This window comes from Frankia sp. ACN1ag, assembly GCF_001414035.1.
GTDB classification, from domain to species: domain Bacteria; phylum Actinomycetota; class Actinomycetes; order Frankiales; family Frankiaceae; genus Frankia; species Frankia torreyi.
In genome coordinates this window covers 239000-252848 of the sequence record NZ_LJPA01000004.1, presented here as the reverse complement: position 1 = coordinate 252848, position 13849 = coordinate 239000, and the positions used below count along the sequence as shown (strand labels likewise).

Annotated in this window: 20 protein-coding genes; 12 read left to right on the top strand and 8 right to left on the bottom strand. The window is 73.6% G+C overall.

Going from position 1 to position 13849, the window contains the following annotated elements; translation table 11 throughout:
* Positions 1–2: 2 nt before the first annotated feature.
* Positions 3–461 (bottom strand): hypothetical protein, encoded by a 459-nt coding sequence (locus tag UK82_RS05140; RefSeq protein ID WP_044887018.1) that lies wholly within the window; start codon positions 459–461, stop codon positions 3–5.
* A gap of 307 nt (positions 462–768) precedes the next feature.
* On the opposite strand from UK82_RS05140, the gene UK82_RS05135 reads away from it, so the two are divergent.
* A complete protein-coding gene (locus UK82_RS05135) occupies positions 769–1128 on the top strand; it encodes an STAS domain-containing protein (protein ID WP_044887017.1) in 360 nt (119 codons plus the stop codon).
* 6 nt (positions 1129–1134) lie between these two features.
* Here the strand turns inward: UK82_RS05135 and mshD are convergent, their stop codons facing one another.
* Positions 1135–2136 carry a mycothiol synthase gene (mshD, locus tag UK82_RS05130; RefSeq protein ID WP_044887016.1) on the bottom strand — a complete coding sequence of 334 codons (1002 nt, stop codon included), beginning with the start codon at positions 2134–2136 and terminating at the stop codon, positions 1135–1137.
* Between the two features lie 117 nt (positions 2137–2253).
* Positions 2254–3006, bottom strand: a complete 753-nt coding sequence (locus tag UK82_RS05125) for a response regulator transcription factor (protein ID WP_044887015.1) — start codon at positions 3004–3006, stop codon at positions 2254–2256.
* A 217-nt stretch (positions 3007–3223) separates the two neighbouring features.
* Between UK82_RS05125 and UK82_RS05120 the strand changes: the two genes are divergently transcribed.
* The 8 genes from UK82_RS05120 to UK82_RS05085 all read left to right on the top strand — a co-directional run bounded on the left by UK82_RS05120 (position 3224) and on the right by UK82_RS05085 (position 8521).
* Complete coding sequence (locus UK82_RS05120) at positions 3224–4003, top strand: alpha/beta hydrolase (RefSeq protein WP_396230456.1); 780 nt, start codon at positions 3224–3226, stop codon at positions 4001–4003.
* The gene (locus tag UK82_RS05115; protein WP_173667235.1) at positions 4000–4308 is read left to right on the top strand and encodes a MoaD/ThiS family protein; all 309 of its coding nucleotides are present in this window, start codon (positions 4000–4002) and stop codon (positions 4306–4308) included. The genes UK82_RS05120 and UK82_RS05115 overlap by 4 nt, the downstream gene beginning before the upstream one ends.
* Before the next feature lie 1042 nt (positions 4309–5350).
* Complete coding sequence (locus UK82_RS05105; RefSeq protein WP_044885048.1) at positions 5351–6088, top strand: DUF2993 domain-containing protein; 738 nt, start codon at positions 5351–5353, stop codon at positions 6086–6088.
* Positions 6089–6199: 111 nt separating this feature from the next.
* Positions 6200–6760: a thioredoxin family protein gene (locus UK82_RS05100; RefSeq protein WP_044885049.1), complete on the top strand. Its 561-nt coding sequence runs from the start codon at positions 6200–6202 to the stop codon at positions 6758–6760.
* Entirely contained in the window at positions 6708–6875 is a 168-nt protein-coding gene (locus UK82_RS42330; RefSeq protein WP_370657182.1) for a putative leader peptide, read from the top strand. Before UK82_RS05100 ends, UK82_RS42330 begins: the two co-directional genes overlap by 53 nt.
* A gap of 93 nt (positions 6876–6968) precedes the next feature.
* A complete protein-coding gene (locus UK82_RS05095) occupies positions 6969–7388 on the top strand; it encodes a DUF4395 domain-containing protein (RefSeq protein ID WP_055406492.1) in 420 nt (139 codons plus the stop codon).
* Positions 7385–8218 (top strand): sulfurtransferase, encoded by an 834-nt coding sequence (locus UK82_RS05090; RefSeq protein ID WP_044885051.1) that lies wholly within the window; start codon positions 7385–7387, stop codon positions 8216–8218. The genes UK82_RS05095 and UK82_RS05090 overlap by 4 nt, the downstream gene beginning before the upstream one ends.
* A 3-nt stretch (positions 8219–8221) precedes the next feature.
* Positions 8222–8521, top strand: coding sequence for a DUF1416 domain-containing protein (locus tag UK82_RS05085; protein ID WP_044885052.1), 300 nt, complete (start codon positions 8222–8224; stop codon positions 8519–8521).
* 139 nt (positions 8522–8660) lie between these two features.
* On the opposite strand, the gene UK82_RS05080 is transcribed toward UK82_RS05085, so the two are convergent.
* Together UK82_RS05080 and UK82_RS05075 are read right to left on the bottom strand one after the other, a co-directional pair.
* Positions 8661–8927, bottom strand: coding sequence for a hypothetical protein (locus UK82_RS05080; RefSeq protein WP_313949784.1), 267 nt, complete (start codon positions 8925–8927; stop codon positions 8661–8663).
* A gap of 128 nt (positions 8928–9055) precedes the next feature.
* Positions 9056–9418 (bottom strand): DsrE family protein, encoded by a 363-nt coding sequence (locus UK82_RS05075; RefSeq protein WP_044885054.1) that lies wholly within the window; start codon positions 9416–9418, stop codon positions 9056–9058.
* A 35-nt stretch (positions 9419–9453) separates the two neighbouring features.
* Between UK82_RS05075 and UK82_RS33940 the strand changes: the two genes are divergently transcribed.
* Positions 9454–9624: a hypothetical protein gene (locus UK82_RS33940; protein ID WP_157866934.1), complete on the top strand. Its 171-nt coding sequence runs from the start codon at positions 9454–9456 to the stop codon at positions 9622–9624.
* Positions 9621–10202 (top strand): FABP family protein, encoded by a 582-nt coding sequence (locus UK82_RS05070; RefSeq protein WP_055406491.1) that lies wholly within the window; start codon positions 9621–9623, stop codon positions 10200–10202. The genes UK82_RS33940 and UK82_RS05070 overlap by 4 nt, the downstream gene beginning before the upstream one ends.
* Before the next feature lie 38 nt (positions 10203–10240).
* Here UK82_RS05070 and UK82_RS05065 read toward each other — a convergent pair whose 3' ends face one another.
* Together UK82_RS05065 and mshA are read right to left on the bottom strand one after the other, a co-directional pair.
* Complete coding sequence (locus UK82_RS05065; protein ID WP_044885056.1) at positions 10241–10735, bottom strand: YbjN domain-containing protein; 495 nt, start codon at positions 10733–10735, stop codon at positions 10241–10243.
* 79 nt (positions 10736–10814) lie between these two features.
* Positions 10815–12119, bottom strand: a complete 1305-nt coding sequence (gene mshA / locus UK82_RS05060; RefSeq protein WP_044885057.1) for a D-inositol-3-phosphate glycosyltransferase — start codon at positions 12117–12119, stop codon at positions 10815–10817.
* A 368-nt stretch (positions 12120–12487) separates the two neighbouring features.
* Here mshA and UK82_RS05055 point away from each other — a divergent pair, with 368 nt between their 5' ends.
* On the top strand, positions 12488–13351 hold the full coding sequence (locus tag UK82_RS05055; protein WP_044885058.1) for a hypothetical protein: 864 nt from the start codon (positions 12488–12490) through the stop codon (positions 13349–13351).
* On the opposite strand, the gene UK82_RS05050 is transcribed toward UK82_RS05055, so the two are convergent.
* Positions 13317–13841 (bottom strand): O-acetyl-ADP-ribose deacetylase, encoded by a 525-nt coding sequence (locus UK82_RS05050; RefSeq protein ID WP_044885059.1) that lies wholly within the window; start codon positions 13839–13841, stop codon positions 13317–13319. The genes UK82_RS05055 and UK82_RS05050 overlap by 35 nt on opposite strands.
* Positions 13842–13849 lie beyond the last annotated feature (8 nt).

Below are 13849 nucleotides of genomic sequence, written 5' to 3'. Positions count from 1 at the left end.
CGCTACCGGGGCGGGGGCCAGCGCGGGTCGTCCGTGGCGAACACGAGGACGACGTCGGTGTCCGAGGTGAAGTCGACCAGCCGTGCCCGCGCCGGCAGCAGCGCAAGCGCATGGCGCAGCTCCTCGGCCGCGGATCCCTCAGCGACGCAGACGACGTGGTGCGAGTGGACGGCGGCCCGCCCGCCGCCGTCCTCGCCGCAACGGTCGGTGGGGGCGAGGGGCGGCGCTGCGGCGCCGGCGGCCGCGGACAGCAGCCGCGCGAGCCGGTCCGCCTCGTCCGGCGCCAGCCGCAGGACGGCCGGGTCACGGTGGGGACGCTGGGCGGTCAGCACCACCTCCGGCGTCGGCGGGGCGCCGGGAGGCGGCCCGACGGAGACGGCGGCGCCGTCCAGTTGGCTGAGGAAGGTGACGACGTTCGGGTGATCGGTGCCGCCAGGGGTCCGGGGCGGGTTGGTGTTCATGCGTCAACGCTCTCATCCGGCGACTGGTCATCCCATCCCGCGCGGCGGGGAGAAGACGGGAGGGAGCGCCCGTGGGGCAGTCCGCGGGCGGCGGAGTCGGCTCGGCCGGCGTCACGGACCGGTACCGGTGGTGGCAGCGTCGGTTCGGTGTGAGGAAAACTGCTTCCCGGTGGGAATCGGGCGGGTGTGGGAGTGGTGTGGTGGGGGTAGGTGACCATCGTCGCGCTTGCCAGGGGCGCGGCGCGTGGCGGGAAGCAGCCCGGCCGGCTTCCCGTGGCGCCCATGCCGTCCGGTCGTCAACGGAGCCATGGAACCAAGCGTTCGCGTCGAAGTGATCGGCCGTGAGGCCATCGTCGTGCACCCGGTCGGTGATATTGACTACTCCTCCCTGGACCCGCTGCGCGAGGCGCTGCTGGACGCGCGCGTCGCCGGAGTCAGGGACATCGTCGTCGACCTGGCCCAGGTGAGCTTCCTGGACTCCCAGGGGCTGGCGGTCATCCTGTTCGCCCACCAGCGGCAGCGTTCCGCCGGCGGCCGGCTGGCGTTGCGCAACCTCAACGAGGACGCCTACCGGCTGCTGCACGTCACCAATCTGACCTCGGTCATCGAGGTCGATCACGGCGGCGCGGCCGCGGCGTCCGGTCTGGCGACCCGCCGGGGTGCATGACCGNCCTCAGCCGGTGGCCGCCCCGCGCCAGTGGTAGGACACGTCGCGCGTGTGGACGGTGAAATCGAGGCCGGTGTACATCCGCACGGCTCGTTCGTTGTCCTCGTCCACGTACAGCAGGACCGCCGCGAGCCCCTCGGCCTGCAGGTGGCGCAGGCCGATCAGGGTCAGGGCACGCCCGAGCCCGGCGCCGCCGGCGCCGGGCAGCACCCCCACCACGTACACCTCGCCGATCGGACCGGGCCGCGTGCCCGGCGGCGGCGTCTCGTCCACCTCGTGGACCTTCGTCCAGTGGAAGCCGACCAACCGGCCGTCGCGTTCGGCGACGAAGAAGCCGCGCGGGTCGAACCACGGCTCGGCCCGCCGCAGGGCCAGGTCGTCGAGGGTCCAGCGGCCCTGCTCGGGATGATCAGCGAACGCGGCGGCGTTGACGGCCAACCAGGCCTCGTCGTCGCGGCCGGGGACGAACGCGCGGACGGTGACCCCGGCGGGCAGGTGCGGCTCCGGCAGCGGCGCGCCCGCGCCCAGCGGCCGGCGAAGCTGGAACAGCACCCGGGTGCGGGCGAACCCGAGCCGCGCGGCCAGCGCCGCCGCGGGCGGGAGATCTCCGTGCGCCCACACGTCGAGCCGGGCCGGCGGGTCGCCGAGTGCCTCGGTCAGCGCGGTGGCCAGGGCGCGGCCGATCCCCTGGCGGCGATGCCCGGGATGGACCACGACCTCGGCCTGGCGGCTGTCGGGCGCGCCGCCGAGGTGCGCGTAGCCGACGATCGCGCGCCGCGGGCCAGAGACCTCGGCCCCGGGCGCGGCCACGGCGAGCAGGTGACGCCCCGCCCCGACCTGCTGGTCGGGGCGCAGGGTCAGCCGGACGTCCTCCGACACCGGACCGGTGCCGTCCGCCCGCTCGGCGGCGGCGAGCAGGCTCGCGATGTCGTCCACGTCCGCGCCGCTGAGGGTCGGCTGCCAGATCAGGGAGGCGGTCACCGTACGACCGTAGGGGCCCTCGGCCACGGCTGTCCCGTGATCCGTCGCTCCGACTCGACGATGCAGGGCGGGAGACGTGGACATCTTCCACCCGGCATCGTCAGGCCGGACGCGTCGCTCGACGATCGGCGCCGCCCGTCGCTGCTAGACCCGCTCGGGGGTGCGGGCGTCGTCCCGGTCGACGCGGGCGGCCGGGCCGGAGGCGTTCTCCGGCAGGGGCGCGATCGGCGGCGCCACGAACTTGTAGCCGACGTGCCGCACCGTGCCGATCATCGCCTCGTGCTCGGGGCCGAGTTTCGCCCGCAGCCGGCGGACGTGGACGTCCACGGTCCGGGTGCCGCCGTAGTAGTCGTAGCCCCACACCTCCTGGAGCAACTGCGCCCGGGTGAAGACCCGGCCGGGGTGCTGCGCCAGGTACTTGAGCAGCTCGAACTCCTTGAAGGTGAGCTCGAGGGGGCGGCCCCGCAGCTTGGCCGAGTAGGTGGTCTCGTCGACCGACAGGTCGCCGGACCGGATGACACCAGCCTCGGCCGTGCCACCGGCGGCAGCGACCCGACCGATGGCCAGTCGCAACCGGGCCTCGACCTCCGCGGGACCGGCGGAGTCGAGGACGACGTCGTCAACCCCCCAGTCCGCGGACACCGCGGCCAGCCCGCCCTCGGTCACCAGCGCCAGCAGCGGCGTCGTGAGACCGGTCGTGCGCAGCAGCCGGCACAGGCCGCGAGCAATGACGAGTTCCCGACGTCCGTCCACCACGATCACGTCCACGGGCGGAGCGTCCAACAGAGCACTCGCCTCCAGCGGGGCGACCCGTACCGTGTGGGTGAGCAGACCAAGGGACGGAAACGACTCGGCGGAGGGACCGGGGGCGTTGGTGAGCAAAAGGACGACGCTCAAGACGACTCCTCCAGGTGGTGTGTGGTGGGGCAGCGTCGACCCGGTGAGTAACTCGATGCCCGGCCCTGGGCGTCTCACGACCGTCATGGGCATGAAACGAAGGCCGGTATGTGGGGAGGATAGCGGAGTGTCCTACTCGGCTCCTACCGTCTACGGGCTACTGCCTACCGCTGATTCTGAGATTCTGGCCACGAACCATGATCAAAGAAGCGGGGTTGTGCACGGAGAGTCGCGGGACCTGGCGGTTGTGATCGCTCATGGCTTCTCCTGTTCGATGGCGCATCCAGCGTTACGGCATGTGGCAGCCGGGTTACGAAAATATGCCGGAGTGCTGGTCATGGACCTGCGGGGGCATGGTCGTTCCAGTGGATCATGTACGTTTGGTGATCGTGAGATCTTCGACGTCGATGCCGGCGTCGGCGAGGCTCGCCGGCTCGGCTACCAGCGCGTTATCACCATGGGATGGTCGATGGGCGGGGCGGCGGTCCTCCGTCATGCCGGATTGTCCAAAAACGGTACGCTGAGTCACGAACTGCGCCTGCGTCATCCCCCGGATGCGGTTGTCAGTGTGAGCGCCACCAGCAGATGGTTCGTCCGCGACACCGCGCCGATGCGGCGGATCCACTGGCTCGCCGAGCATGCCACTGGCCGGATGGTGGCACGAGGTGCGTTACGAGTCCGTATCGACCCCCGCGCTTTCGTGCCAATTCCCGCCGCTCCGGTCGAGATCGTCGGCACCATTGCGCCGATGCCTTTACTGATCGTTCACGGGCATCGTGACCGGTATTTCACCCTGGAGCATCCGCGCGCGCTCGCGGCGGCCGCCGGAGAGTCGGCCCAGATGTGGCTGGTACCCGAGTTCGGCCATGCCGAGGCCGGGCTCTCTCCGGGCCTGCTCGACCGCATCGGCACGAGCCTGGCGACAGCCGGCCCCGGCGGGCCGGGGGAGACGGCCGCCTCGGCGCACCGCGGCGGCGCGGTGGTGCAGAGCCGGTGACGGCGGCCCCCGACCCAAGGCCGCCCACGCCGGGTGCGCCGGGCGTGCCGGCCGCGCGGGTCACCGTCCGGTACTGGGCCGCCGCCCGCGACGCGGCAGGGGTGCGCGAGGAGACGATCGAGGCGGACACGTTGGCGGCGCTGTTCACGACCGTCGCGGCCCGCCACGGGGGTGACCTGCCCGCGCTGCTGCGGCGCTGCTCGTACCTGGTGGACGACCAGCCCGTGGGTCGGCGCGACCCGGCCGGGGTCGTCCTGCGCGACGGGGCGGTCGTGGAGGCCCTGCCGCCGTTCGCCGGCGGTTGAGCACCGGCGCCGCCGCCGCCCGCCGCCCGCGTGACCTGGCCCGCGGCCGGTGCGGCGCCAGGCCCGCGGGCGGGGCATGGNAGCATGTCGGCGTGAGCGCTGGCGAACCCGGGCTGTCCCGCGGCGTGCTGTCGGGACAGACGGCCCTACCGGTCGTCGCCCCGCCCCGGCGGGTGCTGCTCGGCGCGCCCCTCGCCGCGCTGGTCGCGATGGGCCTGGCCGTCGGCGCGGCGGCGCTGGCCACGTGGGTGCTGGCGGCCGTCCTGGCCGTCGAGCAGGTCGCGTTCGCGTGGGCCTGGGGCCGCGCGCTGCGTGCCTCCCCGGGCACGATCCCGCTGGTCGCGGCGGGGGCGGTGCTCGCCGACGTCGTCCTGCTGGTCTCCGACCGGCACGCCTACGGTTCCGTCGCCGGTGTCATCGGGGTCGCTGTCGCGGTCGTGGTGCTCTACCAGCTTGGTCTGCGACGGGCCCTGACGCTGCGCGCCCCGGCCGCGGGGCGCGCCGGCGGCGAGGCGGACCCGGCGGGCCGTCCGGACACCGTCGCGCCGCCGGCTCCCGCGGCCCGGGTGAGCGCCGAACTGGCCACCGCGCTGAGCGGGATCATCCTCGTCGCCCTGTTCGCGGGGTACCTCGCGCTGCGGGCGGGGCACGGCGCACATCATCCGGCCGATCTGCTGGTGATCGCCGGTCTGCTGGGTGCGGGCAGCGCCGTCGTGGCCGCTCGGCTGCTCGGCTGGACCGGCCTGGCGACGGTGCCGGCCGATCTGCTGGGTGTGGCGGTCGCGGTGGCGGCGGGCGCGATCCTCGGTGCGCTGGGACCCGACGACCTGACGCTGAACGCCGCGCTCGCGACGGCCTCGTCGGGAGCCGCCGTCGCCGCGCTGGTCGATCTGGTGCTCGCCCGCGCCCGCGAGGCCGGCTCGTCCGCAGACGAGGTGGACGCGGCGGCGGGTCGGGTGGCGGCGGATGTCCTGCTCGCCGCGATCCTGCCGCTGGCGTGCGCGGCGCCGCTGGTCTACCTGGTCGGACGGCACCTGCCCGGATGAGCGGCCGAGGCCTGCGCATCACGGCCGTGGTCGTGGTCGTCCTGCTGATCGTGCTCGTCGTCGTGGATCGGGTCGCCGCGCGGGTCGTCGCCGGCCAGATCGCCACGCAGGCGCAGCGGGCCGAGCACCTGCCGTCGCGTCCCACGGTGTCGCTCGGCGGTTTCCCGTTCCTCACCCAGGTCGTCGCCGGGAGCTACCGGGACGTGCGGGTGGACGTGCGCGGTCGCGTCGAGCAGGACGTCCGCGTGGACCGGGTGCACGCGGACCTCGCGGGTGTGCGGGTCCCCCTCGCCGACGTCGTCCGCGGCGACGTGCGGCGGATACCGGTGGACCGGCTCGCCGCCCGGGTGGAGCTGACGTTCGCCGACGTCAACGCCTACCTGCGCAGCCAGGGCTCGGCCATCACCGTCACCCCGGACGGGCAGGCGATCCGGGTCGCGGGATCGGTGCAGGTCCTGGGGACCGCCTACCCCGTGTCCGGGACGGCGGACATCGGGGTCCAGCCCGCCGCGGTCACGTTCACCCCCCGCGAGCTGGCCGCATCGGTCGGCGCGATCCTGCCGCCCGCGCTGCGCCAGGCCGCCACCGAGCTGCTCACGGTGCACGTGCCGGTCGCCGGTCTGCCGTTCAACATGCGGCTGACCTCGGCGACGGTCGCGGGCGATCGCATCGCCTTCGCCGCCGGCGGTCGCGGCGTCGTGCTCGACGCCGACGCCGCCACCGCGGGCCGCTGACGCGCCAGATGGTGCCAGCCTGGGAAGGGTCTCCGGCCCGGAACGGGGCGACGGCCCGGGAAGGGGTGCCGGCCCGGGAAGAGCGGGTGCCGCCGGGATGCTGTAGGAGCTGTGACGGGAGTCTGGGTACTGGTTGGGGCCGTCGTGGTGGCGGTGGCGCTGGGTACGGTGATGCGCGTGCGGGACGGGCGGTTCCGCCCGTCCCGAGAGCGGCCGGTCGCCGCGGGCGGCGGGCCGGTCGTGGCCGTGGCTGAATCGTTCGGAGCCGACGGCTCCTCCCGGGCGGCGGCGGATCCTGACGGTGGGCTGCGGGCGGAGCTCGCCGCCCTCGGCGAGGCGCTGGGGGAGCGGGCGACGCTGCTGCAGTTCTCCACGGCGTTCTGCGCGCCGTGCCGGTCGACGCGACAGGTGCTGGCCGGGGTCGCCGCGCTGGTGCCCGGGGTGCGCCACGTCGAGGTGGACGCCGAGGCGCACCTCGATCTCGTCCGCCGGCTTGCCGTCCGGCGGACGCCCACGGTGCTCATCGTCGACGCCTCCGGCCGTGAGGTCAGGCGGGCCAGCGGCGCACCTCCGACGCGGCAGGCGGTGTTCGCGACCCTGGCGCAGATCGTCCCCGCGGATGGGACTAAACGGGCAGATGGTGATTCTTCGGAACCGCCGCCAGCGAGTTAACACAGACGTGACTTTCGCTGCTACCGTGGCACGAACCATGTTCCGGACGCAGCTCGTGAAGCGCCGCGCGGTCGACCTGTGCCGCGTGGGTAGCTGCCTGTGTCGTCTTTCCTGATCGCGGGTTGACGCCCCTGATGTGATCGGTTTCCCCGACGCGTCGCTCCGCATCCGACCGGGTAGCTCGAGCCGGCAGTCAGGAGAAAGTCTCGTGGTGGATCCTCGTGGCCTGCGGTTCACCGCCGCCGTCACCTCGGTCGTGCTCGCCGTGGTGCTGGTGACGGGCAGCGGATGGCTGTTGCTCGCGCAGACCGTGGTGTTCGCCGTGGGGGCGGTGGCCGGCGTGCGGTACGCCCCTTACGGCCTGCTGTTCCGGGCGTTGATCCGGCCGCGGCTGGGGCCGCCCGCGACGACCGAGGACGCTGCTCCGCCCCGGTTCGCCCAGCTCGTCGGTGCGATCTTCGGCGCCGTGGGGGTCGCGGGGTTCCTCTCGGGCATCACCGTCCTCGGTTTCGCCGCCGCCGCGGCCGCCTTCATAGCGGCCTTCCTCAACGCGGCGTTCGAATTCTGTCTCGGGTGCCAGCTGTATCTGTTCTTCCGTTCCATCACCGTAAGAGGAGCGCGCGCATGAGCCGCGAGAAGGCATTGGTCGACGCCGCGTGGGTCGAGGCGAACCGTGACGACCCCAAGGTTGTTCTGGTCGAGGTCGACGAGGACGTCTCCGCCTACGACAAGGGGCACATTCCGGGTGCCGTGCGGCTTGACTGGAAGTCCGAGCTGCAGGACCCGGTCATCCGGGACTTCGTCAACAAGGAGCAGTTCGAGAAGCTGCTGTCCAGCAAGGGTATCGCGAACGGTGACACCGTCGTCCTCTACGGCGGCAACAACAACTGGTTCGCGGCCTACGCCTACTGGTACCTCAGCCTGTACGGTCACGCGGATGTCCGGCTGCTCGACGGCGGCCGCAAGAAGTGGGAGCTCGACGGCCGTGAACTGACCGCCGAGGTCACCCCGCGGCCGGCGACGACCTACACCGCCAAGGAGGCGCGCACCGACATCCGCGCGTTCCGCGAGGAGGTCGTCGCCGCGATCGGCGAGAAGGCGCTCGTCGACGTCCGTTCCCCCGACGAGTTCTCCGGCAAGCTGCTCGCGCCGGCGCACCTGCCGCAGGAGCAGTCCCAGCGGGCCGGTCATATTCCCACCGCAAAGAACATCCCCTGGGCGAAGACCGCGAACGAGGACGGCACCTTCCGGAGCAACGACGAGCTGACCAAGCTCTACGGCGAGGCCGGCGTCGATCTCTCGCAGGACATCATCGCCTACTGCCGCATCGGCGAGCGTTCGGCGCACACCTGGTTCGCCCTGCACGAGTTGCTCGACCTGCCGAACGTGAAGAACTATGACGGGTCGTGGACCGAGTACGGCTCGCTGGTGGGCGTGCCGATCGAGAAGGGTGCGTGAGACATGTGCGGCGCGACCCGCGGTGGACCGTCGGTGGAGGGAATTGACGTGGCCAAGGAGACCGTGATCCAGGGCGTCGTGGTGCAGGGTGGCGAGCCGGTCTCGACCGGCTACGCCCGGCTGCTCGACGAGGGTGGCGACTTCACCGCCGAGGTTCCGCTGTCCGCGACCGGCCAGTTCCGCTTCTTCGCGCGGCCGGGGCAGTGGACCGTGCGGGCGCTCGTGCCCGGCGCGAGCGGCGAGCAGAAGGTCGTCGCCCGCCAGGGCGAGCCGGTCGACACGCAGGTCGAGGTCGCGGCCTGACGGTCGTCGCTGGAGACGGCGCGGTTGACGCGGTAGAGCGGTGGAGGGGACAGCGGGCAGTTTCCGCTGTCCCCTTCTTCCTGATGCAGAGTAGGTCCCTGGCTACGGATCCCGGCGGATGAGTGGTGCGGCTGTAGCACTAGGCTGCGGAGTCGCCGCGCTCCGTGCCCGCGTGGACGGCGGTGGGCAGCAGCGGGCGGGGACCGCCCGGCAGGTCCGCGCCGGGCGGCACCGTCGTCGGCACCGCGAAGTGCATCGGGCCCACCGAGAAGCAGCGCAGGCCGTTGTCGCGGGCGAACGCGACCGCGGAGCCCCGGTCGGGGAACGGTGCGATGATCCGGCGGACGGTGCGCTGCCCGGCGGCCGCGAACAGGACCACCGCGAAGAGTATGTCGGAGTCTGCCATCATGCGATCATGAAAGCGCATGCGATGGCCGACGATGTGCGTTTCGGCGTGTCCTGTTCGTGGTCTGTTGTTGCGCCTGCGGTGGCTTCTGCAACGGCTTCCCGGCCTTCTGTAACGGCTTGTCGGCCTTAGTAGACGAGCGCCTGGACCCCGTCGGCGAGCACCTCGTCGACGAACGCGGCCGCGCCGGCGATGCGGATGCCGGGGATGACGTCGTCCGGGCCGAACGAGCGCCGGGCGGCGCACTGGGTGCACACGGTGACCCGGCCGCCGGCGAGGATGCCGGCGAGAAGGTCCGGCAGCGGCGCGGCATGCGGCAGCTCGAACTCCGCCGCCCGCCCGGGCAGCGCGAACCAGGCGGATTCGCCGGTGAGCCAGACCGAGACGTCCGCCCCGGCGGCGACGGCGACGGCCGCTACCGTGAACGCCTGCGAGCAGCGCTCCGGCGCGTCCATCCCAGCGGTGACCTTGACGACGAGGGGACGGGTCATCGACCCAGTCTGCCCCATCCCCGGCGACCGCCGGCGTGCCGTCGCGCAGCCCGCCCCCCGACCGCCCGACCCTGGCCGCCCGGCGCGGGGTTAGGCTGCGCAGCGTGCTGCACTACTTCTTCACCGGGCTCCTGGTGGCGATGTCCGTCCTGATCGCCTGGTTCTCCGGCTACGTGGTCTACAAGCTGTACGAGGGGCAGCGCTGAGCGCCCGGGGCCGGTCGGCCGCCGGGCGGCCGCGGTCCACGACCACGACCGGGACCGGGGGGACCGGGCCCGCCGATCTGCATCCCAGCCTGCTGCCGCTGGCCTTCCTCGTCGGCACCTGGCGCGGCGAGGGCGTGGGCGGCTACGAGGACCTCGAGGGCTTTCACTACGGCCAGGAGATCACCTTCGCCGCCGACGGCCGCCCGGCGCTGGGCTACGTCTCCCACACCTGGTGGGCGGACGAGCCGCGCGACGGCCGGGAGCCCGGCAGCCCGCTGGCCACCGAGACCGGCTTCTGGCGCGTCCAGCCCGGCGAGGACGGCGGGACGGTCGTCGAGGTGACGCTGGCGCACCCGTTCGGCATCGCGGAGATCTACGTCGGCACGGTGGCGGGAACCCGCGTCGACCTCGACCACAACGTGCTGATCCGCACGGCGACCGCCCGCGACGTCACCCGCTCGGTGCGGCTCTACGGGATCGTCGAGGGTGGAGACCTGGCCTACGCGATCGACATGGAGGCCGAGGGCAAGCCGTTGCAGTCGCACCTGTCGGCGCGCCTGCACCGCGTCACGGACTGACCGCTCAGCCGGATCGGTCAGCCGGATCGGTCAGCCGGTCAGCCGGGCTTCGCGGCGTTGCCGGCGTCGGCGGCGAGCTTGGCCCGCCACGCCTTCTCCCGCTCGATCGCCGTGGCGAATCCGAGGGCGATCGCCGGGTCGAAGTTGTCGTCGGCGTAGGTGCCGACGCAGCCGAGGATCCGGTCGATCTCCTCCGCCGTGACCGCGAGCAGCGGGATCTGCCCGGTCAGGAAGATGTCGCCGACCCGGTCGATGGAGAAGTGCACGCCGTAGGTCTTCGCGTTGCGGCCGAGCAGGAAGGCGTAGGTGCCCGCTGCGTTCTCCGCCGGGGCGCGCATGAAGAACGCCTCGACCAGCAGGGTGTGGTCCTGCACGACGAGCCAGGTCATCGTGCGCAGCTTGTGCTCGCCCTCCAGGGTGACCAGGTACGAGCCCGCGGCGATGCGCTCGTAGGCGAGGTCGAGGTCGGCCAGGGTGTCGGCGATCAGGCCGTCGAGTCGCTCGCGCTCCGCCGTGTCGATGGGTGCCGTCATGGCTCCAGACCTCCCCGCTTGCAACTGTGACGATGCCGGATCCGGATCAGGTGGAGATCCTCCCACCCGGCTCGACGGTTCACACCGCGACGGCGGCGGGGCTCAGCGCGTGCCGGTAGCTGCGCAGCACCCCGCGGGCGGTGGCCGACCAGCCGAAGCCGGCCGCCCGGCCGACCGCGCCGGCGGACAGGCGGCTGCGCCAGTGTGGCTGGCGCAGCAGCCGGTCCAGCGTGTCGGCGTAGCGGGCCGGGTCACGGCCGGCGACGAGCAGGCCGGAGACCCCGTCGGCGACGGCGGTGCGCAGGCCGCCGACCGCGGCGGCGACCACCGGCGTGCCGCAGGCCTGGGCCTCCAACGCGACGAGGCCGAAGCTCTCGCTGTGACTGGGGACCACCACGGCGGTGGCGGCCCGGTACCAGTGGGCCAGCTCGTGCTGTGGTGCCGGCGGCTGGAACCGGACGAGATCGGAGATCCCCAGGTCCGCGGCGAGCTTGACCAGGGCGTCCGGCTGCTCCAGCCCCGAGCCGCTGGGGCCGCCGACGACGGCGACGGTCAGCCTCGAACGGCGGGTCGGATCGCGGCGCAGCAGCTCGGCGGCGGCGTGCAGCAGCAGGTCCGGCGCCTTGAGCGGCTGGATCCGGCCGACGAACAGCAGCAGGTCGCCGTCCGGGTCGAGGCCGAGGCGCGCCCGCGACTGCGCCGCGTCGCCCGGCCGGAAGATCTCCAGGTCGACGCCCGGCGCGACGACGTCGACCCGGTCGGGGGCGGCGCCGTAGAGGTCGATGAGATGGCCGCGCTCGTCCGCGGTGGAGGCGATCAGCCGGGTGGAGCCGGCGATGACCTCCTGCTCGCCCAGCAGCCGGCCGGGCGGCTCGGGGCGGTCCCCGACGGCCAGCGCGCCGTTCTTGATCTTCGCCAGGGTGTGGGAGGTGTGCACGAACGGCACGCCCCATCGCCGGGCGACCGCGAGGGCGACCTGGCCGGACAGCCAGTAGTGCGAATGGATGACGTCGAAGTAGCCCGGCTCGTGCCCCGCCTCCGCGCGCAGCACGTCCGCGGTGAACGCGCACAGCCAGGCCGGCAGGTCCTCGCGGTGGACCTCCTCGAACGGCCCGGCGTCGACGTGACGCACCGTCACACCCGGGGCCAGCTCCGCCGAGGTCGGCAGCTTGCTGCTCACCGCTCGGGTGAACACCTCGACCTCGACGCCGAGCGCCGCGAGCTGCCGCGAGAGCTCCACCACGTAGACGTTCAGCCCGCCGGCGTCCCCCGTGCCCGGCTGCTCCATCGGCGAGGTGTGCATGGACAGCATCGCCACGCGCCGGGGCCGGGCGCCCCGGTCGGGCTCGGCGCGGGCCGCGGCACTGCTCCTGATCAACCGCACCGGGCACCTCCGCATCCATCCGTCTGGGTCGCCTGCCCGGCACGACCAACCCTGCACAGGACCGACACGACAACCACCGTTCTACCCGCCCCGTTGTCCGGTCAACTGGTCGCCCCCCCGCCCCGCCGCCCGCGACAGGTGGCAAAAGACGCTGTTATTGCAGGTCACAGGGGTGCACGCGGCGAGGCCGCCGGGCCGGCGGTCACAAAGCTGTAAGGAAACAGACGCGGCGACGCGCCCCGGGCGCCGGCCCGACCGGGCGGTCGACCGCGGTCCGGGTCACCGCTGCGGCGCCGGGAGGCGACGACGTCGGCGGTCGGGCCGGGTGCCCGACCCGACCGGAACGGCCGATCTGCGAGGCTGGTCGGGTGTCGAATCCCAGCCGCGCCCCGCGCCTCGCGGCCGGCCGGGCCCGCGCCCTCGGGGTACCCACCCGGGGTACCACGGCGCCGAACCGGCTGCGGCGGGTCGACCGCTGGCTGCTCGACGCCGCCGGCCCCCTGCTGCGGGGCAGCGCGGACCCGCTTGTCGTCGATCTCGGCTTCGGCGCCTCGCCGGTCACCACCGTCGAACTCCACCGGCGGCTGCGGACGGCCTGCCCGCGGGTGCGCGTCGTCGGCCTCGAACTCGACTCGCAGCGAGTGGCAGCCGCGGCCGGTGCCGCCCGGCCGCCCGGCCTGACCTTCGCCCGCGGCGGGTTCGAGCTGCCACCCGCGGCGACGCGTCCCGTCGTGGTCCGCGCCCTGAACGTGCTACGTCAGTACCCCGAACCGGCCGTCGCCGACGCCTGGGCGACGATGACGGCGCGGCTGGCCCCCGGCGGCCTGCTCGTCGAGGGGACCTGCGACGAGATCGGCCGGCGGGCCTGCTGGTTCTGCCTGCCGGCCCCGGGGAGCCCGCCCGGCTGGCTCGCCGCCGGGCGGGTCGCCGCCCGGCCGACCCTGACGCTCTCGGCCCACCTGCCGAGCCTCGGCCGCCCCTCCGAGCTCGCCGAGCGGCTACCCAAGGCGCTGATCGAACACAACGTGCCCGGTCACGACGTCCACCGCCTGCTTACGGCGCTCGATCGGGCCTGGGAACGGGCCGCGCCACGGGCGGTGTTCTCGCCCCGGCAGCGCTGGATCGCCGCGGCGGGCGAGCTACGGGCGCAGGGCTGGCCGGTGCGCGGAGACGCCCGGCGCTGGCGGCTGGGCGAGCTCACCGTCGACTGGCCGCCGCCAGCGCCGCGCTGAACGCGCGGTACGCCCGATCGTCGAACAGCACGAAGCGCGCCTGCGCGACCCGGGTGTCGGCCGTGAGGACGGCGGTCACCGCCAGGCGGGCGGCGTCGTCCAACGGCCAGCCGTACACCCCGGCGCTGACGGCGGGAAAGGCGACACTGGCCGCGCCGAGCTCGTCGGCGACCGCCAGCGCCCGCGTGTAGGCGGACCGCAGCAGCGCGGAGCGGTCCTCGGCCGGGTCGTATACCGGGCCGACGACGTGGATGACGTGCCGGGCGGCCAGCCGGCCCGCCGGCGTTGCCACCGCCTCACCGGTCGGCAGCCCCCGCGGCAGACAGGTCGCGCGCAGCCGCTCGCAGGCGGCACGGATCTCCGGGCCGCCGGCGGCGTGGATCGCGCCGTCGACGCCCCCACCGCCGAGCAGTCCGCTGTTGGCGGCGTTGACGATCGCGTCGGCCTCGACGAGCGTGATGTCGCCCTGCTGCAGGGTCACGTGCACCATGCGGCCGA

What these genes read in the sequence shown, in the direction of transcription:
- UK82_RS05140 (WP_044887018.1), bottom strand. Translation starts at nt 461, where the DNA reads ATGAACACCAACCCGCCCCGGACCCCTGGCGGCACCGATCACCCGAAC.
- UK82_RS05135 (WP_044887017.1), top strand. Translation starts at nt 769, where the DNA reads ATGGAACCAAGCGTTCGCGTCGAAGTGATCGGCCGTGAGGCCATCGTC.
- UK82_RS05105 (WP_044885048.1), top strand. Translation starts at nt 5,351, where the DNA reads ATGAGCGGCCGAGGCCTGCGCATCACGGCCGTGGTCGTGGTCGTCCTG.
- UK82_RS42330 (WP_370657182.1), top strand. Translation starts at nt 6,708, where the DNA reads ATGGGACTAAACGGGCAGATGGTGATTCTTCGGAACCGCCGCCAGCGA.
- UK82_RS05090 (WP_044885051.1), top strand. Translation starts at nt 7,385, where the DNA reads ATGAGCCGCGAGAAGGCATTGGTCGACGCCGCGTGGGTCGAGGCGAAC.
- UK82_RS05085 (WP_044885052.1), top strand. Translation starts at nt 8,222, where the DNA reads ATGTGCGGCGCGACCCGCGGTGGACCGTCGGTGGAGGGAATTGACGTG.
- UK82_RS05080 (WP_313949784.1), bottom strand. Translation starts at nt 8,927, where the DNA reads ATGGCAGACTCCGACATACTCTTCGCGGTGGTCCTGTTCGCGGCCGCC.
- UK82_RS05075 (WP_044885054.1), bottom strand. Translation starts at nt 9,418, where the DNA reads ATGACCCGTCCCCTCGTCGTCAAGGTCACCGCTGGGATGGACGCGCCG.
- UK82_RS05065 (WP_044885056.1), bottom strand. Translation starts at nt 10,735, where the DNA reads ATGACGGCACCCATCGACACGGCGGAGCGCGAGCGACTCGACGGCCTG.
- UK82_RS05050 (WP_044885059.1), bottom strand. Translation starts at nt 13,841, where the DNA reads ATGGTGCACGTGACCCTGCAGCAGGGCGACATCACGCTCGTCGAGGCC.